Annotated in this window: 19 protein-coding genes; 3 read left to right on the forward strand and 16 right to left on the reverse strand. The window is 64.0% G+C overall.

Features of this window, described 5'->3' with window-relative positions; all coding sequences use genetic code 11:
- The first annotated feature begins 225 nt into the window (after positions 1 to 225).
- Complete coding sequence (gene lptF / locus R5C80_RS03120; protein ID WP_023632478.1) at positions 226 to 1,341, forward strand: LPS export ABC transporter permease LptF; 1,116 nt, start codon at positions 226 to 228, stop codon at positions 1,339 to 1,341.
- Complete coding sequence (gene lptG / locus R5C80_RS03125) at positions 1,334 to 2,395, forward strand: LPS export ABC transporter permease LptG (protein ID WP_023632477.1); 1,062 nt, start codon at positions 1,334 to 1,336, stop codon at positions 2,393 to 2,395. The genes lptF and lptG overlap by 8 nt, the downstream gene beginning before the upstream one ends.
- 80 nt (positions 2,396 to 2,475) lie before the next feature.
- Here the strand turns inward: lptG and R5C80_RS03130 are convergent, their stop codons facing one another.
- The 12 genes from R5C80_RS03130 to arcD (R5C80_RS03185) all read right to left on the reverse strand — a co-directional run bounded on the left by R5C80_RS03130 (position 2,476) and on the right by arcD (R5C80_RS03185) (position 16,740).
- On the reverse strand, positions 2,476 to 2,964 hold the full coding sequence (locus tag R5C80_RS03130) for an RDD family protein (RefSeq protein ID WP_046854298.1): 489 nt from the start codon (positions 2,962 to 2,964) through the stop codon (positions 2,476 to 2,478).
- Between the two features lie 93 nt (positions 2,965 to 3,057).
- Positions 3,058 to 3,270 (reverse strand): cold-shock protein, encoded by a 213-nt coding sequence (locus R5C80_RS03135; RefSeq protein WP_046854299.1) that lies wholly within the window; start codon positions 3,268 to 3,270, stop codon positions 3,058 to 3,060.
- A gap of 348 nt (positions 3,271 to 3,618) precedes the next feature.
- Positions 3,619 to 4,740, reverse strand: a complete 1,122-nt coding sequence (gcvT, locus tag R5C80_RS03140) for a glycine cleavage system aminomethyltransferase GcvT (protein ID WP_263160177.1) — start codon at positions 4,738 to 4,740, stop codon at positions 3,619 to 3,621.
- Positions 4,741 to 4,766: 26 nt separating this feature from the next.
- Positions 4,767 to 6,143 (reverse strand): L-serine ammonia-lyase, encoded by a 1,377-nt coding sequence (locus R5C80_RS03145; RefSeq protein WP_038706749.1) that lies wholly within the window; start codon positions 6,141 to 6,143, stop codon positions 4,767 to 4,769.
- Positions 6,144 to 6,284: 141 nt separating this feature from the next.
- Positions 6,285 to 9,140: an aminomethyl-transferring glycine dehydrogenase gene (gene gcvP, locus R5C80_RS03150; RefSeq protein WP_319049783.1), complete on the reverse strand. Its 2,856-nt coding sequence runs from the start codon at positions 9,138 to 9,140 to the stop codon at positions 6,285 to 6,287.
- Between the two features lie 9 nt (positions 9,141 to 9,149).
- The gene (gene gcvH, locus R5C80_RS03155; protein WP_094011696.1) at positions 9,150 to 9,533 is read right to left on the reverse strand and encodes a glycine cleavage system protein GcvH; all 384 of its coding nucleotides are present in this window, start codon (positions 9,531 to 9,533) and stop codon (positions 9,150 to 9,152) included.
- A 302-nt stretch (positions 9,534 to 9,835) separates the two neighbouring features.
- Complete coding sequence (locus R5C80_RS03160) at positions 9,836 to 11,344, reverse strand: sigma-54-dependent transcriptional regulator (RefSeq protein WP_263160179.1); 1,509 nt, start codon at positions 11,342 to 11,344, stop codon at positions 9,836 to 9,838.
- 105 nt (positions 11,345 to 11,449) lie between these two features.
- Positions 11,450 to 11,818 (reverse strand): DUF5064 family protein, encoded by a 369-nt coding sequence (locus R5C80_RS03165; protein WP_031315061.1) that lies wholly within the window; start codon positions 11,816 to 11,818, stop codon positions 11,450 to 11,452.
- A gap of 56 nt (positions 11,819 to 11,874) precedes the next feature.
- Positions 11,875 to 12,804, reverse strand: a complete 930-nt coding sequence (gene arcC / locus R5C80_RS03170) for a carbamate kinase (protein WP_023630520.1) — start codon at positions 12,802 to 12,804, stop codon at positions 11,875 to 11,877.
- A gap of 143 nt (positions 12,805 to 12,947) precedes the next feature.
- A complete protein-coding gene (locus R5C80_RS03175) occupies positions 12,948 to 13,958 on the reverse strand; it encodes an ornithine carbamoyltransferase (RefSeq protein ID WP_094011694.1) in 1,011 nt (336 codons plus the stop codon).
- A gap of 68 nt (positions 13,959 to 14,026) precedes the next feature.
- Positions 14,027 to 15,280 (reverse strand): arginine deiminase, encoded by a 1,254-nt coding sequence (gene arcA, locus R5C80_RS03180; RefSeq protein WP_038706746.1) that lies wholly within the window; start codon positions 15,278 to 15,280, stop codon positions 14,027 to 14,029.
- A gap of 32 nt (positions 15,281 to 15,312) precedes the next feature.
- Positions 15,313 to 16,740, reverse strand: a complete 1,428-nt coding sequence (gene arcD / locus R5C80_RS03185; protein WP_319049784.1) for an arginine-ornithine antiporter — start codon at positions 16,738 to 16,740, stop codon at positions 15,313 to 15,315.
- 425 nt (positions 16,741 to 17,165) lie between these two features.
- Here arcD (R5C80_RS03185) and arcD (R5C80_RS03190) point away from each other — a divergent pair, with 425 nt between their 5' ends.
- Positions 17,166 to 18,593: an arginine-ornithine antiporter gene (gene arcD, locus R5C80_RS03190; protein WP_023630516.1), complete on the forward strand. Its 1,428-nt coding sequence runs from the start codon at positions 17,166 to 17,168 to the stop codon at positions 18,591 to 18,593.
- A 24-nt stretch (positions 18,594 to 18,617) separates the two neighbouring features.
- Here the strand turns inward: arcD (R5C80_RS03190) and R5C80_RS03195 are convergent, their stop codons facing one another.
- The 4 genes from R5C80_RS03195 to R5C80_RS03210 form a co-directional block, all read right to left on the reverse strand.
- Positions 18,618 to 19,031 (reverse strand): YbaN family protein, encoded by a 414-nt coding sequence (locus R5C80_RS03195; RefSeq protein WP_031315060.1) that lies wholly within the window; start codon positions 19,029 to 19,031, stop codon positions 18,618 to 18,620.
- Positions 19,032 to 19,080: 49 nt separating this feature from the next.
- Positions 19,081 to 19,686, reverse strand: coding sequence for a biliverdin-producing heme oxygenase (locus R5C80_RS03200; RefSeq protein WP_038706745.1), 606 nt, complete (start codon positions 19,684 to 19,686; stop codon positions 19,081 to 19,083).
- A gap of 181 nt (positions 19,687 to 19,867) precedes the next feature.
- Positions 19,868 to 22,456 carry a TonB-dependent receptor gene (locus R5C80_RS03205; RefSeq protein ID WP_319049785.1) on the reverse strand — a complete coding sequence of 863 codons (2,589 nt, stop codon included), beginning with the start codon at positions 22,454 to 22,456 and terminating at the stop codon, positions 19,868 to 19,870.
- A 125-nt stretch (positions 22,457 to 22,581) separates the two neighbouring features.
- Complete coding sequence (locus R5C80_RS03210; protein ID WP_104444954.1) at positions 22,582 to 23,544, reverse strand: FecR family protein; 963 nt, start codon at positions 23,542 to 23,544, stop codon at positions 22,582 to 22,584.
- Between the last annotated feature and the right edge of the window lie 76 nt (positions 23,545 to 23,620).

Raw genomic sequence — 23,620 nt, forward strand, 5'->3', positions numbered from 1 at the left:
GGCAACCTTTGCCGGCCAGCGGAAAAGCTGCCAGTTTGAGCTTGCCGCGACCTTGCTGACAACCCCGTCATGCGCCAAGGTGCGCGGCCAAGTGACAGGCGCCGTCAATCACAGGATAATGCGCGCACTTTTACATGGAGGTTCGCCTTGGCGAACCGGCATTGGTCTTGGCTGTCCGAATCGTTCGTCTGGCTTTGAACCCCTGACAACCCAGGAGTGTCTGGTTTGATCGTCTTTCGTTATCTGTCCCGCGAGGTCCTGGTGACCTTGAGCGCCGTCAGCGCCGTGCTGCTGGTGATCATCATGAGCGGGCGCTTCATCAAGTACCTGGCCCAGGCGGCCCAGGGCATGCTCGACCCGGGCGTGCTGTTCATGATCATGGGGTTCCGCCTGCCGGGCTTCCTGCAACTGATCCTGCCGCTGGGGCTGTTCCTCGGTATCCTGCTTGCCTATGGCCGGTTGTATCTCGAAAGCGAGATGACCGTGCTGTCGGCCACTGGCATGAGCCAGCAGCGCCTGCTTGCCGTGACCATGGTGCCGGCGGCACTGGTCGCCCTGCTGGTGGCCTGGCTGAGCCTGAGCCTGGCCCCCCTGGGGGTTGCCCAGGTGCAGAAGATCATCGCCCAGCAGGATACCCTGACCGAGTTCGACACCCTGGTGCCGGGCCGTTTCCAGACCCTGCGCGATGGCTCGCGGGTGACCTACACCGAGCAGCTGTCCGATGACCGCATCAACCTGGCGGGCGTGTTCATCTCCGAGAAGCGCTTCAACCAGGACAAGACCAAGGACCGCGCGCCTTCGGTGCTGGTCGCCGAGAAAGGCCACCAGGAAGTGCAGGCCGACGGCAACCGCTACCTGGTGCTGCAGAACGGATACCGCTACGACGGCAATCCCGGCCAGGCCGACTACCGTGCGATCAAGTACGACACCTATGGCGTGCTGCTGCCAAAGCCTGAGGTCGCCGAAGAGGTGACCGAGCGCGAGGCCATCCCGACTTCCGACCTGTTCGGGCATCAGGGGCTGCGTGAGCGCGCCGAGCTGCAATGGCGCCTGTCGCTGCCGCTGCTGGTGTTCGTGGTCACCCTGCTGGCGGTGCCGCTGTCGCGCGTCAACCCGCGTCAGGGCCGCTTCCTCAAGCTGCTGCCGGCGATTCTCCTGTACATGGCCTATCTGACAATGCTGATTTCCGTGCGTGGCGCCCTGGAGAAGGGCAAGTTGCCTATCTCGCTGGGTATCTGGTGGGTCCATGGCCTGTTCTTGCTGATCGGCCTGGCGCTGATGTACTGGGAGCCACTGCGTCTGAAGCGTGCCGCTCGCCGTGCGGAGGTGGCCCGTGGTTAAACTGGACCGCTACATCGGCCAGAGCGTGCTGCTGGCCATTCTCGCCGTGCTGGGCATCATCCTCGGCCTGGCCTCGTTGTTCGCCTTCATCGATGAGATGGGCGACCTGAGCGACACTTACACGGTCATGGATGCCAGCAGCTTCGTGCTGCTCACCGCGCCGCGCCGGCTCTACGACATGCTGCCGATGGCGGCGCTGATCGGCTGCCTGATCGGCCTGGGCAGCCTGGCCAGCAGCAGCGAGCTGACCATCATGCGCGCTGCCGGTGTGTCCATCGGGCGCATCGTCTGGGCGGTGATGAAGCCGATGCTGGTGCTGATGCTGGTCGGCCTGCTGATCGGCGAATACGTGGCCCCGGTGACCGAGAACAAGGCCCAGGCCGACCGTTCGCTGGCCCAGGGCGGTGGCGAGGCGCAGAGTTCCAAGCGCGGCATGTGGCACCGCCAGGGCGAGGAGTTCGTGCACATCAACTCGGTGCAGCCCAATGGCCTGCTGCTGGGCGTGACCCGTTACCGCTTCGACAGCGAGCGCAAGATCCAGACCTCCAGCTTCGCCCGCCGGGCGCAGTACGTCGATGGCAAATGGATGCTCAACGATGTGGCCACCACCTACTTCCGCGGTGACCACACCGAAGTGGTCAAGAGCCCCGAAGAGGTGTGGGACGTGTCGGTGACCCCGGAGTTGCTCAACACCGTGGTGCTGGCACCGGAGTCGCTGTCGATCACCGGGCTGTGGGACTACATCCACTACCTGTCCGACCAGGGGCTGAACAACGCCCGCTACTGGCTGGCGTTCTGGACCAAGGTCCTGCAGCCGGTGGTCACCGCGGCGCTGGTGCTGATGGCGATTTCGTTCATCTTCGGCCCGTTGCGTTCGGTCACCCTTGGCCAGCGCGTGTTCACCGGTGTGCTGGTGGGCTTCGTGTTCCGCATCGCCGGGGAACTGCTGGGCCCATCGAGCCAGGTGTTCGGCTTCCCGCCGCTGCTGGCGGTGGTGATTCCGGCCGGCATCTGTGCCCTGGCGGGCTTGTGGTTGATGCGCCGGGCGGGTTGATGGCCTGAGCTGCATAAAGAAGCCGACCCTTGGGTCGGCTTTTTTGCGGGTGCTTTTCGCAGGCCTGATGCCCGCGCAGCTCACTTCTTGCGCTTGGGCAGGCGTACCAGCTGGGTCTCGGAATAGATGTCGTGCCAGCTGCGTTTACGTTTGTCGAACAACGACCAGATGAAACCCAGCCCCAGGCACAGCCACGACGCGATCGACACCACGAAACGCAGCAATGCCTGCCAGAGGCTGATGGCGCTGCCATCGGCGTTCTGCACGCGCATGCCCCATACCTGCATGCCCAGGGTCTGGCCACCGTGGGTCCAGAACTTGGCGAAGAAGCCAAACAGGGCGAACAGCAGGATCGTCGACAGCAGCGGGTCGCCGTCCAAGGCACCGGCCTCGGTCAGCTCGCGCATGCGCGCCTCGCCGATGATCGCCATCTGGATCATCTTGTAGGCGCCGGCAGTCACGATCAGCAGGGCCGTGCACAGCAGGAAGTCGTAGAACATCGCGGCCAGGCGACGGCCCAGGCCGACCGGCGGGAAATCACCCTGGGGGTTGAGCAATGGCTTGGACATGCATGACAGCTCCAGATGGCAAAGGCCCATTCTATGGAATTGCGCGCACAAAAAAGCCCCTGTGCGTCAACACAGGGGCTTTTTATCGGAAGATCAGCCTTCGGCCTGGACTTCGTCAGCCTGCATGCCTTTCTGGCCCTGGACGGCCACGAAGGTCACTTTCTGGCCTTCTTTCAGGCTCTTGAAGCCGTTGCCTTGGATGGCGCGGAAGTGCACGAACAGATCCGGACCGCTTTCTGGGGTGATGAAGCCGTAACCTTTTTCGTCATTGAACCACTTGACGGTACCGTTCTGACGCTCAGCCATTGTCTTATTTCCTATGAAGCTTAAATATTGATGACAGTTTCTTTCACACTTTTTGTAAGTGAAAGACTACTGGGCTGGGTTGCAGGAAAGTAAGAGACGTCGAACGGGTTGTAGCAGATTGCGGCTACTGGCCCAGGTCACGAACTGTTGCGACCCATGCAAACACAGTGCAGTGACTCTACGCCAACTGCCGAGCGAAAAACAAGCCCTTGCGACGGGTGAAAATCAGGCTTTTCCCGATCACCTAACGATTTGTCGGAAACGCCGTGGCGCCTGGCCTGGCGCTATGTTCAGAAGTTATTGGACAGGTTCGAAAACGAATATGTCGAACCCGTCCAATCCACTCATTCAGCCACGGTAGTAACGTTGCGCCACGAAAGGCATTTTGCTGACTTTCATGGCAACTTGCTTGCCGCGCACCATTGCAAACAGTGCAGTGTCCAGGGTGGTGTGTTCGTTATCGACATAGCCCATTGTGACCGGCGCGCCGAGCGTCGGGCCGAAGCCGCCGCTGCACACCTCGCCGACCACCTTGCCTGTCGCGTCGACGATCTGCGCGCCTTCACGCACCGGGGTGCGCTCCTGGGGCAGCAGGCCTACGCGCTTGCGCGCCACGCCGGACTGTTGCTGGGCAAACACGGTGTCGGCACCTGGGAAACCACCGGCCCGTGCGCCGTCGGCGCGGCGCACCTTGGAGATGGCCCACAGCAGGCTTGCCTCGATCGGCGTGGTGGTGGTGTCCATGTCGTGGCCGTACAGGCACAGGCCGGCCTCCAGGCGCAGTGAGTCGCGTGCGCCCAGGCCGATTGGCTGTACCTCTGGCTCGGCCAGCAGCCGGCGCGCCAGCGCTTCGGCCTTGTCTGCCGGCACGGAAATCTCGAAGCCGTCCTCACCGGTGTAGCCCGAGCGGCTGACATAGCAGTCGGCGCCGAGCAGTTGAACGGGCTGGAACTGCATGAACGTCATCTTCGCCACCGCAGGTGCCAGGCGCTCCAATACCTTGACCGCCGCCGGGCCCTGGAGGGCGAGCAGGGCGCGATCCTCGAACAGCGGCTGGATCTCGCAGCGGCTGCCGATGTGCTGGCGCAGGTGGGCCAGGTCCTGCTCCTTGCAGGCGGCGTTGACCACCAGGAACAGGGTGTCGTCACCGAGGTTGGCGACCATCAGGTCGTCGAGGATGCCACCCTCGGCATTGGTGAACATGGCATAGCGCTGCATGCCCACCGGCAGGTCGATGATGTCCACCGGCACCAGGGTTTCCAGGGCCTTGGCGGCGTCGTTGCCGCGCAGGATGATCTGGCCCATGTGCGAAACGTCGAACAGGCCGGCCTGCTCGCGGGTGTGCAGGTGCTCCTTGAGCACGCCCAAGGGATATTGCACGGGCATGTCGTAGCCGGCGAACGGCACCATGCGCGCGCCCAGTTCCAGGTGCAGGGCGTGCAGCGGGGTCTTGTGCAGTGTTTCGGACATCGGTGACTCCTTGGTTTTTATTCGGGTCAACATTCGATGATGTTGACGGCCAGACCGCCGCGGGCGGTCTCCTTGTACTTGCTTTTCATGTCGGCGCCGGTCTGGCGCATGGTGCGGATGACCTTGTCGAGGGAAACGTAGTGCTGCCCGTCGCCGCGCAGGGCCATGCGCACCGCGTTGATCGCCTTCACCGAGCCCATGGCGTTGCGCTCGATGCAGGGCACCTGGACCAGCCCGCCGATGGGGTCGCAGGTCAGGCCCAGGTTGTGTTCCATGCCGATCTCGGCGGCGTTCTCCACCTGTTGCGGGGTACCGCCCATCACCTCGCACAGGGCGCCTGCGGCCATGGAGCAGGCCACGCCGACCTCGCCCTGGCAGCCCACCTCGGCCCCGGAGATCGATGCGTTCTCCTTGTACAGAATGCCGATTGCCGCGGCAGTGAGCAGGAAGCGCACCACCCCGTCCTCGTTGGCGCCGGGCACGAAGCGCATGTAGTAGTGCAGCACCGCGGGGACAATGCCGGCCGCGCCATTGGTCGGTGCCGTGACCACGCGTCCGCCGTAGGCGTTTTCCTCGTTCACCGCCAGGGCGTAGAGGTTGACCCAGTCGAGCACCGACAGCGCATCACGCAGGCTGGCTTCCGGATGCCGGCTGAGCTGGCGGTACAACGCCGGAGCCCGGCGCTTGACCTTCAGCCCGCCAGGCAGGATGCCTTCGTGCCGGCAACCGGCCTCGACGCAGTCCTGCATCACCTGCCAGATGCGCAGCAGGCCGGCACGGGTCTCGGCTTCCGGGCGCCAGGCGGCCTCGTTGGCCAGCATCACCTGGCTGAACGACAGGTGCTGCGCGGTGCAGTGGCCGAGCAGTTCCTTGCCGGTCTTGAAAGGGTAGGGCAGCACGGTGCTGTCCTCGACGATGCGGTCATGGCCGGCCGCATCCTCGTCAACCACGAAACCGCCTCCCACCGAATAGTACTCGCGGCTACGGATCTGCAGGCCGGCGGCATCGAAGGCGCGGAAGATCATGCCGTTGGGGTGGTAGGCCAGCGGTTTGCGGATCATCGCCAGGTGCTGTTTTTCGACGAAGTCGATGTCGTGTTCACCGAGCAGGCTGAGCCGACCGCTTTCACGAATGGCTTGCAGGCGGGCGGGGATGGCTTCGGTATCGACGCTGTCCGGATGCTCGCCTTCCAGGCCAAGCAACACGGCCTTGTCGCTGCCGTGGCCCTTGCCGGTGGCGCCGAGGGAGCCGTACAGCTCGGCCTTGACCGTGGCCGTGCCGGCCAGCAGGCCATCACGGCGCAAGCCTTCGGCGAAGCGCGCGGCGGCGCGCATCGGCCCGACCGTGTGCGAGCTGGAGGGGCCGATGCCGATCTTGAACAGGTCGAAGACGCTCAAAGACATGCTGCTTCCTCCTGATGATGGCCAGTAAGCCCATTGGGGGCTGCTACGCAGCCCATCGCCGGCAAGCCGGCTCCCACAGCTTAGCGCTGAACCTGTGGGAGCCGGCTTGCCGGCGATGGGGCGCACAGCGGCCCCACCCGATCAGACGTCCTGGTAACTCTCGATCGACGGGCAGGCGCACACCAGGTTGCGGTCGCCGAACACGTTGTCGACCCGGCCGACCGGTGGCCAGTACTTGCCTTCCACCAGGCTCGGCAGCGGATACACCGCCTGCTCGCGGCTGTAGCCGTGGGCCCATTCGCCGGCAAGTTCCGCCGCGGTGTGCGGCGCGTTCTTCAGCGGGTTGTCGTCCTTGTCCAGGCTGCCGTTCTCGACCGCGCGAATCTCTTCGCGGATCTGGATCATGGCGTCGCAGAATCGATCCAGTTCCTCTTTCGACTCGCTTTCGGTCGGTTCGATCATCAGCGTGCCGGCCACCGGGAAGGACATGGTCGGGGCGTGGAAGCCGAAGTCGATCAGGCGCTTGGCGACGTCGTCGACGCTGATGCCGCTGGTGTCCTTGAGCGGACGCAGGTCGAGGATGCACTCGTGCGCCACCAGGCCGTTGCCGCCGGTGTACAGCACAGGATAGTGCTCTTCCAGGCGACGGGCGATGTAGTTGGCGTTGAGGATCGCCATCTGCGAGGCGCGCTTGAGGCCCGCGCCACCCATCATGCGAATGTACATCCAGGTGATCGGCAGGATGCTGGCGCTGCCGAACGGTGCGGCGCATACCGCGCCCTGGGTGTTTTCCAGCTGGGCATGGCCCGGCAGGAATGGCGCCAGGTGCGCCTTGACGCCGATCGGGCCGACGCCCGGGCCGCCGCCGCCGTGGGGGATGCAGAAGGTCTTGTGCAGGTTCAGGTGCGAGACGTCGCCGCCGAACTTGCCCGGGGCGCACAGGCCGACCATGGCGTTCATGTTGGCGCCGTCGATGTACACCTGGCCGCCGTTGTCGTGGATGATCGCGCAGATCTCGCCGATGGCTTCCTCGAATACGCCGTGGGTGGACGGGTAGGTGATCATGATCGCCGCCAGGCGCTCGCGGTGCTCGATGGCCTTGGCACGCAGGTCGTCGATGTCGACGTTGCCGCGCGCGTCGCAGGCGGTCACCACCACGCGCATGCCGGCCATGTGCGCGGTGGCGGGGTTGGTGCCGTGGGCCGAGGACGGGATCAGGCAGATGTCACGGTGGCTGTCGCCACGGCTGCGGTGGTAGGCGCGGATCGCCAGCAGGCCGGCGTATTCGCCTTGGGAGCCGGCGTTGGGCTGCAGTGACACGGCGTCATAGCCGGTGGCGGCGCAGAGCATGGCTTCCAGCTCGCTGGTCATCTGCAGGTAGCCCTGGCTTTGCGCGGCCGGGGCAAACGGGTGCAGGTTGCCGAACTCGGCCCAGGTCACTGGGATCATTTCGCTGGCGGCGTTGAGCTTCATGGTGCACGAGCCCAGCGGGATCATGGTGCGGTCCAGGGCCAGGTCCTTGTCGGCCAGGCGGCGCAGGTAGCGCATCAGCTCGGTTTCGCTGTGGTAGCGGTTGAACACCGGGTGCTCGAGGATGGCCGACTGGCGCAGCAGGCCGGCCGGCAGGCGCACGGCGACGGTGTTGGCCAGGGCGGTGAAGTCAGGGCTGGCCTGGCCGTCGGCGAACAGCTGCCACAGGGCCTCGACATCGGCCTGGGTGCTGGTTTCGTCCAGCGACAGGCCCAGCTGGGCGGCGTCGACCTGGCGCAGGTTGATGCCCTGGACGCGGGCCTTGTCGTGCAGCGCGCTGGTGCTGGCACCGGTGGCCAGGGTGAGGGTGTCGAAGAAATCGCCGGTGACCACCTTGATGCCCAGCTTGGTCAGGCCGGTAGCGAGGATCGCGGTCAGCGCATGGGTGCGCTCGGCAATGCGCTTGAGGCCGGCAGGGCCGTGGTACACGGCGTACATGCTGGCGATATTGGCCAGCAGCACCTGGGCGGTGCAGATGTTGCTGGTGGCCTTCTCGCGGCGGATGTGCTGCTCGCGGGTCTGCATGGCCAGGCGCAGGGCCGGCTTGCCGAAGCGGTCGATCGACACGCCCACCAGACGGCCCGGCATGTCGCGCTTGAAGGCGTCGCGGGTGGCGAAGTAGGCCGCGTGCGGGCCACCGAAGCCCAGCGGCACGCCGAAGCGCTGGGCACTGCCGATGGCCACGTCGGCGTCGAATTCGCCCGGCGGGGTGAGCAGGGTCAGGGCCAGCAGGTCGGCGGCCACGGCCACCAGGGCGCCTGCGCCGTGGAAGCGCTGCACCACCTCGCGGTAGTCGAACACATCACCGTTGCTGGCCGGGTACTGCAGCAGGGCGCCAAAGAAGGCGCTGACGTCGCCCAGTTCGCGCTCGTCGCCCACCACCACCTCGATGCCCAGCGGTTCGGCGCGGGTGCGCAGCACGTCGAGGGTCTGCGGGTGGCAGTGCACGGAAGCGAAGAAGGCATGGCTGGCCTTGTTCTTCGACAGGCGCTTGCAGAAGGTCATGGCTTCTGCGGCGGCGGTGGCCTCGTCGAGCAGGGAAGCGTTGGCGATCGGCAGGCCGGTGAGATCGCTGATCAGGGTCTGGAAGTTCAGCAGCGCTTCCAGGCGGCCCTGGGAAATCTCCGGCTGGTATGGGGTGTAGGCGGTGTACCAGGCCGGGTTCTCCAGCAGGTTGCGCAGGATCGGCGCCGGGGTGTGGGTGTTGTAGTAGCCCTGGCCGATGTAGCTCTTGAACAGCTGGTTCTTGCCGGCGATGGCTTTCAATGCGGCAAGGGCATCGGCCTCGCTCTGCCCGTCGTGGCTGCCGAGCACGCTGGTGCCCTTGATGCTGTCGGGGATGACCGCGGCGGTCATCGCGTCCAGCGAGTCGAAGCCCAGGGTCGTGAGCATGGCCTGCTCGTCAGCGGCGCGTGGGCCGATGTGGCGGGCGATGAATTCGTTTGCGGTGCCGAGGTTGATGGTCATGGTGATTCCTCAGGCGTCGTCGTTGGCTTTGAGCAGGCGGTCGTAGGCATCCTGGTCGAGCAGGGCATGCACTTCGCTCATGTCGGCGGGCTTGAAGCGGAAGAACCAGCCTTCGCCCAGCGGGTCTTCGTTGACCAGCTCGGGGTTGTCGTTGAGGCCTTCGTTGACCGCGACCACTTCACCGGCCAGTGGCATGTACACGCCGCTGGCGGCCTTGACCGACTCCACGGTGGAGGCTTCGGCGCCCTTGTCGTACTGCTGCAGCTCCGGCAGTTGCACATAGACCACATCACCCAAGGCGTTCTGGGCGTAGGCGGTGATGCCCACGGTGACGCTGCCATCGGCTTCGACGCGCAGCCATTCGTGATCTTCGGTGAAACGCAACTCGCTCATGGGAATTCCTCGGGAAGCAGGGGCGTTGGGCGCGGTAGGCTCCGCGCTCTTAAGGTTGGAATTCCCTTAGCAATAATGCGGCCAGTCTTAAAAACCCTTATAAATCAATTGGTTAGTTTGTTAAGGCAATCGATTTGTCATTTTTGTGGAATGAAATCGATACAGGAGAAGGGTGATTCAAAAGCACTGTGGGATCAAACCCTTGTACACAGGCACCCAGATGGGTGTGTAGCGAATTCTGTACAGTGGAATGATTTTAATACGGCCTGCTTCCGGAGCGGGACTGGCCCGGCGAAGCAGCATCAGGCCTTGTTTGGAATACCGTACTTGCGCAAGCGCTGGGCTATCGCGGTATGCGAGGTTTGCAAGCGCCCCGCCAACTGCCGCGTCGAGGGATAGCTGGCATACAGGCGTTGCAGCAACTCCCGCTCGAAATCCCCCACGGCCTGTTCCAGGCTGGCCACCTCGCCATCCTGCCCGCGGGCCACCGAGGTGCCGGCGATGTCCAGGTCGTCGATATCCACCACATTGCTTTCGCAGATGGCCGCGGCGCGGAAGATCACGTTCTGCAACTGACGCACATTGCCCGGCCAGGGGTTGCCCAGCAGCGCCGGATGGGTAGCGGGCGCCAGGCGGCAGGGCGGGCGCTGGATCTGGGTACAGGCCTGCTGCATGAAGTATTGCGCCAGGGACAGGATGTCCTGGCCGCGATCACGCAGGGGCGGCACCTGCAGGTTGAGCACGTTGAGGCGGTAGAACAGGTCTTCACGGAAGGTGCCCTCGGCGACCATGCGCTCAAGGTCGCGGTGGGTGGCGCTGATGATGCGCACATCCACCTTCACCTCGCGGTCGCCGCCGACGCGGCGGAAGCTGCCGTCGCTGAGGAAGCGCAGCAGTTTGGCCTGCAGGTACGGCGACATCTCGCCGATCTCGTCGAGGAACACCGTGCCCTGGTTGGCCAGCTCCATCAGCCCGGGCTTGCCGCCGCGCTGCGCGCCGGTGAAGGCGCCTGGGGCGTAGCCGAACAGCTCGCTCTCGGCCAGGCTCTCGGGCAGTGCCGCGCAGTTGAGTGCGAGGAACGGCGCGGCATGGCGGCTGCTGATGGCGTGGCAGGCGCGGGCCACCAGCTCTTTGCCGGTGCCGGTTTCGCCATGCACCAGCAGCGGCGCGTCGAGGGCCGCCACGCGCAGGGCGCGGGCCTTGAGGGTGCGAATCGCCGGGGAGTCGCCGAGCATGGCGTCGAAGCCTTCGGCGTGGTCGTGGTGCAGGGCCGACAGCCGCTCGCCCATGCGGTTCGGCGGGTACAGCGTCAGCAGGCCGCCGGCGTGGGTGATCGGCGTGGCGTCGAGCAGCAAGCTCTGGCCGTTCAACTGCATTTCGCGCATGGGCAGGTGGAAATTGTTGTCCAGCAGGGCCTGCAGCAGGTCGGGGTCGCCGAACAGCTCGCCCACCGAACGCCCGGCGGACTCACGCCCGCACAGGGCGATCAGCGCCGGGTTGGCCAGCAGTACCTTGCCCGCGCTGTCCACCGCCAGCACCGGGTCGCTCATGGCGGCGAGCAGGGCGTCGAGTTGCAGGTGCCGGCGTTGGCCGGGGAGGATGTCGACCACTTCCACCGATTGCACGCCGCGTACCTCGAACAGCGCGTCGTGCAGCTCTTCGAGCACGGCAGGGCTCAGGGTCGGGGCGTCGATGTAGACGTTCGGCGGGACCATCTCCACGGCATCGAGGTTGAGGTTGCGAGCGCCGAGCAGGGCCAGGACTTCCTGGGTGATGCCGACGCGGTCGATGAAGCTGACGTGGATGCGCATGGGGAGATCGGGGCAGTGGCCAAGCGAGTGCGCCAGTATGCCTTGGGAAGGGCTCTAAACCCAATCGCGGGGCAAGCCCGCTGCCACGAAGCCCCGCGATTGCACTCAGCCCAGATGCTCAGGCTTGATCGAATCACCCGATTTGACATCGAGCTTCTGGCGAATGTCTTCGAACATGTAGTCGTAGAGCTTGTGCGGCGAACCGAGGCTCTCGAATTTCTTCGGCGCTGGCAGGTACGACTGGGCCTTGCGGCTCAACTGCATCAGAAAGCTGGGTAGCACCTGGTCCTTGGCCAGGAAGAACTTCTCATCGACGGCCTTGCCCTCGATGTGGCCATGCATGCGGAACTGGATACCGCGGCCTTCGCTGGGATCCGATACGGCCTCGTAGTCGATGCACAGGTCGTAGCTGTGGTCGTTGGTGTTCAGCGCAGTGCGCTCGATATGCACGTGACCGGGTTGATACTGGGCCATGGCGAGGTCCTCCGGAAGGTTGAAAACGGCCGGTGCCAGGCACCGGCCAACTGCGTTCAACGGTAGCTGATTCCCGGCTTGGCGGTGGAAACGCGGGTACCGGCGGTGCCTTTGACGATGTCCTCGATGTTCTCCAGCGAGCTGATTACCGCGACCTTGCCGGTATGCCGGGCGAAATCGCAGGCAGCCTGCACCTTGGGCCCCATGGAGCCGGCGGCAAAGCCCAGCTTCTCGAGCTCGTCGGGATGCGCCTGGGCGATGGCTTTTTGTGTCGGCTTGCCGAAATCGATGTACGCAGCGTCGACGTCGGTAGCGATGATCAGCAGGTCGGCATCCAGCTGTTCGGCCAGCAGCGCCGAGCAAAGGTCCTTGTCGATCACCGCCTCGATACCCTTGAGCTTGCGGTTTTCGTCGTACATGGTAGGAATGCCGCCGCCGCCGGCGCAGATCACGATGCTGCTTTTTTCCAGCAGCCATTTGATCGGGCGGATCTCGAAGATGCGCTTGGGTTTCGGGCTGGCCACGACCCGGCGGTACTTGTCGCCGTCGGGCTTGACCACCCAGCCCTTGTCCTTGGCCAGGCGCTCGGCTTCGTCCTTGGCGTACACGGGGCCGATGAACTTGGTCGGATCCTTGAACGCCGGGTCGTTGGCGTCCACTTCGACTTGCGTCAGCAGGGTGGCGAACGGCACCTCGAAGTCCAGCAGGTTGCCCAGTTCCTGTTCGATCATGTAGCCGATCATGCCTTCGGTTTCAGCGCCAAGCACGTCCAGCGGATAGGCTTCATCCGGCTTGTACGACAGCCCCTGCAGCGACAGCAGGCCGACTTGCGGCCCGTTGCCGTGGGCGATGACCAGTTCGTTGCCGGGATGGATCTTGGCGATCTGTTCGGTGGCGGTGCGGATATTGGCGCGCTGGTTGTCGGCGGTCATCGGCTCGCCGCGGCGCAGCAGGGCGTTGCCGCCCAATGCAACAACGATACGCATGGGGAATGTCCTTTGCGGATTTAGGGTAAGCGCCTCGTTCCTTTGTGGGAGCCGGCTTGCCGGCGATCACTGGCGAAGCCGGTGCCATGCACCGTGTTGCCCGTATCGCCGGCAAGCCGGCTCCCGCAGAGTCAAGGCCGCTGTCAGAGATCAGCCAGGGTCGACACGAGGATCGCCTTGATCGTGTGCATGCGGTTTTCCGCCTGCTCGAAGGCGATGCACGCCGGCGACTCGAACACGTCATCGGTCACTTCGATGCCGTTGGCCAGGTGCGGGTACTGTTCGGCGATCTGCTTGCCGACCTTGGTCTCGGAGTTGTGGAACGCCGGCAGGCAGTGCATGAACTTGGTGCGCGGGTTGCCGGTGGACTTCATCAGCTCCTTGTTCACCTGGTACGGCAGCAGTTGCTGGATACGCTCGCCCCAGGCCTCGACCGGTTCGCCCATTGATACCCATACATCGGTGTGGACAAAGTCGACGCCCTTGACCGCGGCTTTCGGGTCTTCGGTCAGGGTGATGCGCGCGCCGCTTTCTTCTGCGTACTTTTTGCACCGTTCGACCAGGTCGTCATGCGGCCACAGGGCCTTGGGCGCGGCGATGCGCACGTCCATGCCGAGCTTGGCGCCGATCAGCAGCAGCGAGTTGCCCATGTTGTTGCGGGCATCGCCCAGGTAGGCATAGCTGATGTCGTGCAGCGGCTTGTCGCTGTGCTCGCGCATGGTCAGCACGTCGGCGATCATCTGGGTCGGGTGGTATTCGTCGGTGAGGCCGTTGAACACCGGCACGCCAGCGAACTTGGCCAGTTCCTCGACGATCTCCTGCTTGAAGCCGCGATACTCGATGGCGTCGTACATGCGCCCGAGCACGCGGGCGGTGTCCTTCATGCTTTCCTTGTGGCCGATCTGCGAGGAGTTGGGATCGATATAAGTGACGTTGGCGCCCTGGTCGTAGGCGGCGACTTCGAAGGCGCAGCGGGTGCGGGTCGAGGTCTTCTCGAAGATCAGGGCGATGTTGTTACCTTTCAGGTGCTGCTGCTCGGTGCCGGTGTACTTGGCGCGCTTGAGGTCGCGGGACAGGTCAAGCAGGTAACGCAGCTCGCGGGTGGTGTGATGTTCGAGGCTGAGCAGGTTACGGTTGTGGATGTTGAACGCCATGATGATTCTCCTTGAGTTCGGTAATCCCCCGGCCGCCGCTGGGTGAGCACGGCCGGGGTAATGGACGTTTAGTAGTCGATAGGGTCGCGCACGATCGGGCAGGTCATGCAGTGACCGCCGCCGCGGCCCCGGCCCAGTTCGCCGGCGCTGATGGTGATGACCTCGATCCCGGCCTTGCGCAGCAGGGTATTGGTGTAGGTGTTGCGGTCATAGCCGATGACCACGCCGGGCTCCACGGCCACCACGTTGTTGCCGTCATCCCACTGTTCGCGCTCGGCGGCGAAGCTGTTGCCACCGGTCTCGACCACGCGCAGCTTGACCCCCAGGTGCTCGCCGACCACCTCGATGAATGACTTGTTCTCGCGGCGCACGTCCATGCCGTAAGGCTTGCTTTCGTCCGGGCGAATGATGAACGGCACGATCTCTCTCACCACCTCCGGGAAGACCGTGACCAGGTCGCGGTCGCAGAAGCTGAACACGGTGTCCAGGTGCATCGCGGCGCGGGATTTGGGCAGGCCGGCGACGATGACTTTTTCCACCGCGCCTTTGGCGAAGAGGCTCTGTGCCAGCTGGCCGATGGCCTGACGCGAGGTGCGCTCGCCCATACCGATGAGCACCACGCCCTTGCCGATCGGCATCACGTCGCCGCCTTCGAGGGTGGCGTTGCCGTGGTCCTTGTCCGGGTCGCCGTACCAGACCTGGAAGTCGGCGTTGGTGAACTCCTTGTGGAACTTGTAGATGGCGGTGGTCAGCAGGGTTTCCTGGCGTCGCGCAGGCCAGTACATCGGGTTGAGCGTCACGCCGCCGTAGATCCAGCAGGTGGTGTCGCGGGTGAACTGGGTGTTTGGCAGCGGCGGCAGGATGAAGCTGGAGTGGCCCAGGTAGTCGTTGTACATCTTGACCACGCTAGCGCCTTCGCTTTCCGGCAGGTCCTGGCCTGCCACGCCGCCGATCAGGAATTCGGCCAGGTGGCGTGGGTCGAGGCCCTCGAGCCAGCTACGCACTTCGTTGGTGAGGCCGACGCCGACGGTGTCGGAGGTGATCTTGCGGTCGAGAATCCACTTCAGCGCTTCAGGTTGCTGGACGATATCGGTCAGCAGGTTGTGCATCTCCAGGACATCGACGCCGCGCTCACGCATCTTGGTGACGAAGTCGAAGTGATCGCGCTTGGCCTGGTCGACCCAGATCACGTCGTCGAACAGCAGTTCGTCGCAGTTGCTCGGGGTCAGGCGCTTGTGCGCCAGGCCCGGGCTGCAGACCATCACTTTGCGCAGCTTGCCGGCTTCGGAATGAACGCCGTATTTCTGTTTCTCAGTGGACATGGTGAATCCTCCTGTAATGCGAAGACATGGGTTCAGAGCGTCAGGAAGCCGTCATACAAGCCGTAGGCAGCCAACAGGGCGCCCGCGACCACGGCGGCGAAGATCAGTTTTTCCACGCTGGTGAAGATCGGCTGGCCGACCTCGCGCTTGGCCTTGGCGAACAGGATCGCGCCGGGGGCGTAGAGCAGGGCCGAGAGCAGCAGGTACTTGACGCCACCGGCGTACAGCAGCCAGATCGCGTAGAGCAGGGCGATGCCGCCGATGATCAGGTCTTTCTTGCGTTCGGCCAGGGCCTGTTCGTAGGTTTCGTTGCGCCAGGCGAGCAGGAAGGCATAAGCCGCCGACCACAGGTAAGGCACCAGGATCATCGAGGTGGCGAGGTAGATCAGCGACAGGTAGGTGCTGTTGGAGAACAGGGTGATGACCAGGAAGATCTGCACCATGGCGTTGGTCAGCCACAGGGCGTTGGCCGGCACATGGTTGGCGTTCTCGCGGCGCAGGAACTCCGGCATGGTGTGGTCCTTGGCGGCGGCGAACATGATCTCGGCGCACAGCAGCACCCATGACAGCAGTGCCCCCAGCAGCGAGATGATCAGGCCGACGCTGATCAGCACCGCGCCCCAGTGGCCTACCACATGTTCAAGCACGGCAGCCATCGACGGGTTCTGCAGCTTGGCCAGCTCGGGTTGGGTCAGCACGCCCAGCGACAGCACGTTGACCAGCACCAGGAACAGCAGCACGGTAATAAAGCCGATGACCGTGGCCTTGCCGACGTCAGAGCGCTTTTCCGCACGAGAAGAGAAGATGCTCGCGCCCTCGATGCCGATGAACACCCACACGGTGACCAGCATCATGTTGCGCACCTGGTTCATCACGCTGCCCAACTCCGGTGTGCCCACGGCCCAGATATCCGCGGTGAACACATCGAGCTTGAACGCGAACAGGCAGATCAGGGCGAACAGGGCCAGCGGCACGACCTTGGCCACGGTGGTGACCAGGTTGATGAACGCGGCTTCCTTGATGCCGCGCAATACCAGGAAATGCACGGCCCACAGCAGGACCGAGGCGCCGATCACCGCCGCCGGGGTGTTGCCCTCACCGAAAACCGGGAAGAAGTACCCCAGGGTGCTGAACAGCAGCACGAAATAGCCGACGTTGCCCAGCCAGGCGCTGATCCAGTAGCCCCAGGCTGAGGAAAAGCCCATGTAATCGCCAAAACCAGCCTTGGCGTAGGCGTACACGCCGCCGTCCAGGTCGGGTTTGCGGTTGGCCAGGGTCTGGAATACGAAGGCGAGGGTGAGCATGCCCACCGCGGTAATGGCCCAGCCGATCAGCACCGCGCCGACACCGGCACTGGCGGCCATGTTTTGCGGCAATGAGAAGATCCCGCCGCCGATCATCGAACCCACTACAAGTGCAACAAGCGCACCCAGTTTTAGTTTTCCGGGAGAATCAGACATTTATCGACTCCGTACCAGGAGAAAGTTGACCTCAGAATAAATCTGACGCCTGGATCATTCGCTGACTTAGATCAGTTCATGCCAGCATGAAGGTAAGAAAAAACCTTCATGCGTCTCCTGGAGGATGCCGACAGCTTCGTTGCAGGCCTTGTACGCTGGCACCTCCATGTCCTTCTGGAGCAAACGCTCCGTTTTGCCTGCGAACCATGAAGTTAGTCTCTTTTAGGCTTTTCGCAAATTTTTCACAGTAAATAGCGACGTATTTAGGTAGGGAGTGAGATACTTTGCAATTGTCACTTTTCACTGCCCCGCGCTATAGACAGTCCGGTTATGAGTGCTATAGCTTTAATGGCTCGATTCAATAAGAAACTTGTAACATTCATGTTGCCAAATACGTTTACGCGCACCCGCGCACGAGGAGCCCCATGAGCGAACCGGGACAGAAGCTACGCCTGGGCGCGCTGATCGCGTTGGTGGTCGGTTCGATGATCGGCGGTGGGATCTTCTCGTTGCCGCAAAACATGGCGGCGCGCGCCGATGTCGGCGCAGTGCTGATCGGTTGGGGCATCACCGCGGTGGGCATGCTGGCATTGGCCTTTGTGTTCCAGACCCTGGCCAACCACAAACCTGAGTTGGACTCCGGGGTGTACGCCTATGCCAAGGCCGGTTTTGGCGACTACATGGGCTTTTCTTCGGCCTGGGGCTACTGGATCAGTGCCTGGTTGGGCAACGTTGGCTATTTCGTGCTGCTGTTCAGCACCCTCGGTTTCTACTTCCCGGTGTTCGGCCAAGGTAATACGCCGATGGCCATCGGCTGTGCTTCATTGCTGCTGTGGGCGGTGCACTTCCTGGTGCTGCGTGGCATCAAGGAGGCGGCCTTCATCAACCAGGTGACCACTGTGGCCAAGGTCGTGCCGTTGCTGATATTCATCGTCATCGCGGCTGTCGCCTTTCGCGCCGATATTTTCACCCGCGACATCTGGGGGATGAGCAATCCGCAGTTCGGCAGCGTCCTCGAGCAGGTCCGCAACATGATGCTGGTGACGGTGTTCGTGTTCATCGGCATCGAAGGTGCGAGTGTCTATTCGGGGCGAGCGCTGCGTCGCACTGATGTGGGCAAGGCCACGGTGATCGGCTTTCTCGGCGTGCTGGCGCTGCTGGTGCTGGTCAACGTGTTGTCGCTGGGGGTCATGACCCAGCCGGAACTTGCCGGGTTGCAGAATCCATCGTTGGCGTCGGTGCTGGAGCACATCGTCGGGCCCTGGGGCGCATTACTGATCAGCCTCGGCCTGGCGGTGTCGTTGCTCGGGGCGCTGCTGTCGTGGGCGCTGTTGTGTGCCGAGATCCTCTTCGCCACTGCCCGTGACAAGACCATGCCGCGGTTCCTGGCGCGAGAAAACGCCAACCATGTGCCGGCCAACGCCTTGTGGCTGACCAACGTGATGATTCAGGGCTTTTTGTTGATCACACTGTTCTCCGCCGGTACCTACACCAGCCTGATCTACCTGGCGTCGTCGATGATCCTGGTTCCTTACTTCTGGTCGGCGGCCTATGCGGTGTTGCTGACCGTGCGAGGCGAGAGCTACCAGGGGCAGGCGGGGTTGCGGCGCAAGGACATGCTGGTTGCCGTGATCGCGCTGTCATATGCGGTGTGGTTGCTGTATGCCGGTGGGCTCAAGTACATCCTGCTGTCGGCGTTGCTCTATGCCCCGGGGGTGATCCTGTTCGCCCGGGCCAAGCGCGAGCAGGGGCAGGTGCTGTTCACCGCATGGGAGAAGCTGATTTTCGCGGCGGTGCTGGTGGGCGCCGGGTTGGCGGCGTATGCGCTGTATTCGGGCTTGCTTAGCCTCTGACTGCTCATGTCAGGCGCGATTGAATCAATTTTGCAGTTCGACGCTGCCTTGCGGAACAGGCCGTTCCGGGCGTGACCAGATCCATAGGTTGCCGAGCGCCATGCCGCCGATGGCAAGGAATACGGGCCAGTGGTGCTCGAGGACGATCAGCATGAGGCTTGCGCATAGCAACATGCTGATAGTGGCGCTGATCTTGGCGCGCCGCTGGATCACCTTGCCGTTGCGCCAATTGAAGAGGATCGGGCCGAACAGTCGGTGGTTCTCAAGCCACGCGGACAGCCGCGGCGAGCTGCGGGTAGCGGCCCAGGCGGCGAGGAGGATGAACTCGGTGGTGGGCAGCCCGGGAATGACGATGGCGACCAGGCCAATGCCCAGGCTCACATAGGCCAGGATCGCATACAGCAGGCGGGATACTTTGGAGCGGGCGATTCGGGTCATGGTCTCACTGCAACGGTGCGGCCGCCCGCAGACGGCCGGGTAAAGCGTGTCAGGCCAGCGCCGCGTCGGCGGCATAGGCATGCTTGAGCAGCTCGGTGAAGCGCTCGAAGGCGGCGACCGCGCCACGTTCGGCGGCGGCGTCTTCCTCGGGCGACAGGTCCAGGCTGTCGAGGATGCGGGTGAACTGTTTCCAGCCTTCGGCGCGACCGCCGGCCGGTTCGCCCAGGTGACGGGCACCGAAGGTTTCGGACAGTTCCAGGGCCACGGCGCGCTTGATCAGGAATGCGGCGCCCAGTTTGGAGCCTTCGGAGACGAAGATCCAGCCCAGGGCTTCGCCCAGGCTTGGCTTGCCCAGGGCGCCGGCGAAGGGCGCGGGCACTTCGGTGTCGAGGTCGGCCAGGTCGAGGCGGGCCTGCTCGGCGCGGCAGCGCTCGGCCAGGTCGGGGACGATGGCGATCAGTTGCGGGTCGGTGTACAGCGCCTGCAACTCGGACTGGAACAGGTACTGGGCGACCACGAAGCGGGCGAAGCTCTCGCGGCTGTCGAACGGCTTGTGCGACTTGACCAGGGCGTCCAGCTCGGTGTGCGGGGCATGGGTGACCTGGTTCAGGCGCTGGGAGCGCAGGTTGGCGCGTTCGGTGGAAGGGGCGGTCATGGGGGCATCCTTGGAAAATGGGGCGTCTAGTGACAAGACGAAACAGAAGACGCTGAACAGTAAAAAAACCTCACCTGCGAAGTGAAATCATTCGCACAGGGCTCGATGCAGCGCCGGGCAAGCCCGCTCCCACGCGGGAACTGGGGGAACGAGCTTGTCCGGCGATGGCGATCTCAACCCGTCAGATGTCCCACACCAGGTTGATGGCAAAGTTGCGGCCCGGCATGGTCAGGCGATCGAGATTGGCCGGCTGGGTCACTCCCGCTTCGCCAAGCGCGTCGTAGCCACGTACGTCATCCCACTGCCAGTACTTCTTGTCGGTCAGGTTGTAGAGGCCTGCGTTGACGGTGATGTCGTCGGTCACTTTGTAGTAGCCGGTCAGGTCCAGCACGCCGTAGCCAGGCGTGCGGAACTGCTTGCTGGCGCCATCGGGGGCGAAGAAGGTGGAGTCGTCGACGCGGTCCTTGCGCTTGACCAGAGTCCAGCTCAGCAGCCCCCCATAGTTCTGTTGCTCGTAGCCCAGGCCGAGGACCGCGGTCAGCGGGTTGACGCTGTTCAGTGGCTGACCGTTGTCATCGTTGCGGCCGCGGGCATAGGCCAGCGAGCCTTGGGTGTACAGGCCCTGGGCAGCGCCGAAGTGGTCGAGGTTGAGGCGGCCCTTGAACTCCGCGCCCTTGATGGTGGCGTGCTTGATGTTGTTGGCCTGGAAGGTCGAACCCAGGTTGGCCGACTGCACGGCGTCTTCGTTGATGAAGTCGCGGTACTTGTTGTAGAACACCGCGATATCGAAGTTGCCGGCCTCGAAGTTACCGCGCAGGCCGGTTTCGTAGCTCTTGCTCTTCTCTGGCTCGAGGTCCGGGTTGGGTTGGACGCTGTAGCCCAGGGTCGGGTTGTCGAAGCGGCCGAACATGGCCTTGGCGGTCGGGGTACGGAAGCCCTCGGCGTATTGGCCGTACCAGGTGTAGTTGTCGTTGAAGGCATAGGTCACGCCGAATTTCGGCGAAACGCGGTGCCATTTCTTGTCTGCGTCGTCGATGGCCCCAGGCGCTGCACCGTTACCCTGGACCCCGCGCAGGAACTCGCTGGTCATCTGCGGTTCCATACGGGTGTAGTCGTACCGAGCGCCGGGCAGGAAGGTCCAGTTGTTCCAGCGGATTTCGTCCTGGGCGAACAGGCTGTAGGTGTTGACCGTCGGGTCGGGGAAGTCGCTGACCCGTACCTGGCCGTCGCCGGGGCTATTCTGGCCGATCGCCGTACAGCTGCCGCCGACGTTGAGGCAGGTGCCGGTACCGCTGCGTGAACCGGTGATCTTTTCATGCTTGAGGGTCGTGCCGTAGGTCAGCAGGTGGTCGGTGGCACCCAGGCTGAAAGCCTTGTCCAGCTGGGCGTCGAATACCCACTGGCGGTCCTTGTAGGTGGTCTGGCGATCGCGGAACACCTGGCGGCCACTGGCGAAATACAGCTCGTCGGTGCGTTGGTCGGTCTTGGCGATCTGGTAGTTCAGGCTCCATTTCACGTGGTCGGCGACCAGGCTTTCAAGGCCGAACTCATGGTTGATGCCAAAGCGCTCGCGGGTAACGGTGTCGTCGCCCTGGCGCATCCGATACATGTTCGAGGCGCCGCGGCCCGGAATGAAGGGGCCTCCGACGGCGCTGAGGATATTCTGGTCGCGGTCGTCCTTGTAGTGCTCGTAGGTGAAGCCGAAGCGGGCATCGTCGGCGTAGTTCCAGCCAAGCTTGGCCAGGACGTTGGTGGTGCGCACGTCCTCCGGGTTGGCCTTGCTGCGGTTCAGGCCGGTGCCGCCGTGTTCGCCATACGATTCGGTTTCATGGCCGTTACGTTGGCTCAGGTGCAGCAGGCCATCGAAATCGCCCTGGCGACCGGCGACGGTAGCCGAGGTCAGCCAGCTTTCGTCGGCCGAGCTGTAGCCGGTCTTCAGACGGGCGCCGACATCCTTGCCCGGCTTGATGATGTCCTCGGGATCGAGGGTGTAGTAACTCACCGCGCCGCCGATGGCGTTGCTGCCGTACAGCACCGAGGCCGGGCCGCGGAGGATCTCGACGCGCTTGATGATTTCCGGGTCGACATAGTTGCGCTGGGTCTGGGCGTAGGGGCCATAGAAGAAACTGTCGGGGATCGACACGCCGTCGACCTGGGTCAGGATACGTTCACCGTCGATGCCGCGAATGTTGTAGCCATTCAGGCCGCTGCGCTGGCCGACGCCACCGACGGAAACACCCGGCTCATAGCGCACCAGTTCCTTGATGTCGTTGACGTTCTGCCGGTCCAGTTGCTCGCGGGTCTTCACGCTGACGGTGCTCGGCACCTGGCTGACGTCCTGGGCGCTGCGGGTGGCGCTGACGGTCACCTGCTGCAGGGCGATGGCGTTGCCGGCGGCCTGGCGTTCCAGCACCACGTTGCCATTGCTGATCTTGCGGTAGCCCAGGCCGGTGCCGCGCAGCAGGCGCTGCAGCGCTGCTTCCGGGGCCAGCGATCCCTGTACGCCCGGCGAGGCCACACCGTCGGCCAGCTCGGCACTGAAGCCGACCTGCCAGCCGGTGACCTGGCTGAAGGCATTGATGGCTTCGACCAGCGGTTGCTGGGCGATGGCGAAGCGGTAATCGCCCATGCGCGGGCTACTCGCCTGGGCCGGTTCCACGGCCAGCGCGGGCAGGCTGCAGGCGCCGCTGGCGAGCAAAGCCAAGGTCAACAGGGACAATTGCCCGCGACGGCGGGAAGAAGAGGACGGGCGGGTTTGACCTGTGGGCATCGAAAGCGCTCCCTGTCGCGCGTGAGTCATAGACAGTGCTTGTTCTCTTTTTCGAACGAGAATCAATCGTATTGGCTATAACGAGACGGGCGAGGTGTGGCGATCGCGTAAAAAAACTTGCAACGTCAGTTAAGAATTACCACGGCTGGGTATTCATGCAGTTGCGCCGAGGTGATGTGGGCCAGGGCACGCAGCGTTTCCAGCGGCTGGTCGAGGCGGTAGTTGCCGGTGACCGCGACCTGCTCCAGGTGCGCGTTGCGGTTGATGATCCAGCCCGGGTAGTAGCGGCGGACCTCCGCGAGCACCTGGCTCAGCGGGCAGTTCTCGAACACCAGGCGGCCTTCGATCCAGGCCAGGTCCTTGCTCATGTCGGGGCGCTGGCGCTGGCCGAAGCCCTTGGGGCCGACGCTGATGCTGTCGCCGGCGCTCAGGCGGATGCGTTGGTCGCTCGCGGCCTGCAGGTCGACATCGCCGCGTTGTACCCGCACCTGGGCCTCGCCATCGAGGTAGCGTACGGCGAAATCGGTGTCGCGCACGCTGGCGCGCAGTGGGCCGGCCTGGACTTCCAGCGGCGGCTGGCTGGCGTTGGACACCTGGAAATACGCCTCGCCCTGCAACAGCCGGGCGACCTTGCGGCCTTCGCGCTCGTCGCTGGCAAAGGCCGAATTGGTGTTGAGCAGCACCTTGGCGCCGTGGTCCAGCTCCAGGCGCTGGCGCTCGCCGACCACGGTCAGATGGTCGGCCTGCAGGCGCACCGGCAGGTTGCCGAACGTGAACAGCCCGACCAGCAGCACCGCGGCGGTGGCCAAAGGTTTCCAGTGGCTGCGCAGGCGCCCGGCAAGCGAGCGCTTGCGCCTTTGCTGCAACTGCCCGGCCACCTGGCGCAGCGATGCGCCGTTCCACATCGCCTCGGCTTCGACATAGGCCTCGGCGTTTTCCGGCTCGGCGCCCAGCCAGTGCTCGAAAGCGCGGGTGTCGTCTTCGCTGGCGCATTGCAGGCGGATCAACCAGTCCAGCGCCTCTTCGCGGGCACGGGCGCGGGCATCAGGCTCGGCGGGTGACGGGCGAGGGGTGGGGTGGTCGGTCACGACGGATCCTTGCATTGGGCATTTTTTGCGCATGATCAGTGCAGACCTTGCCCATGGCAAGGGCTTTGCGCTGACC

This window comes from Pseudomonas sp. On1 (genome assembly GCF_033783325.1).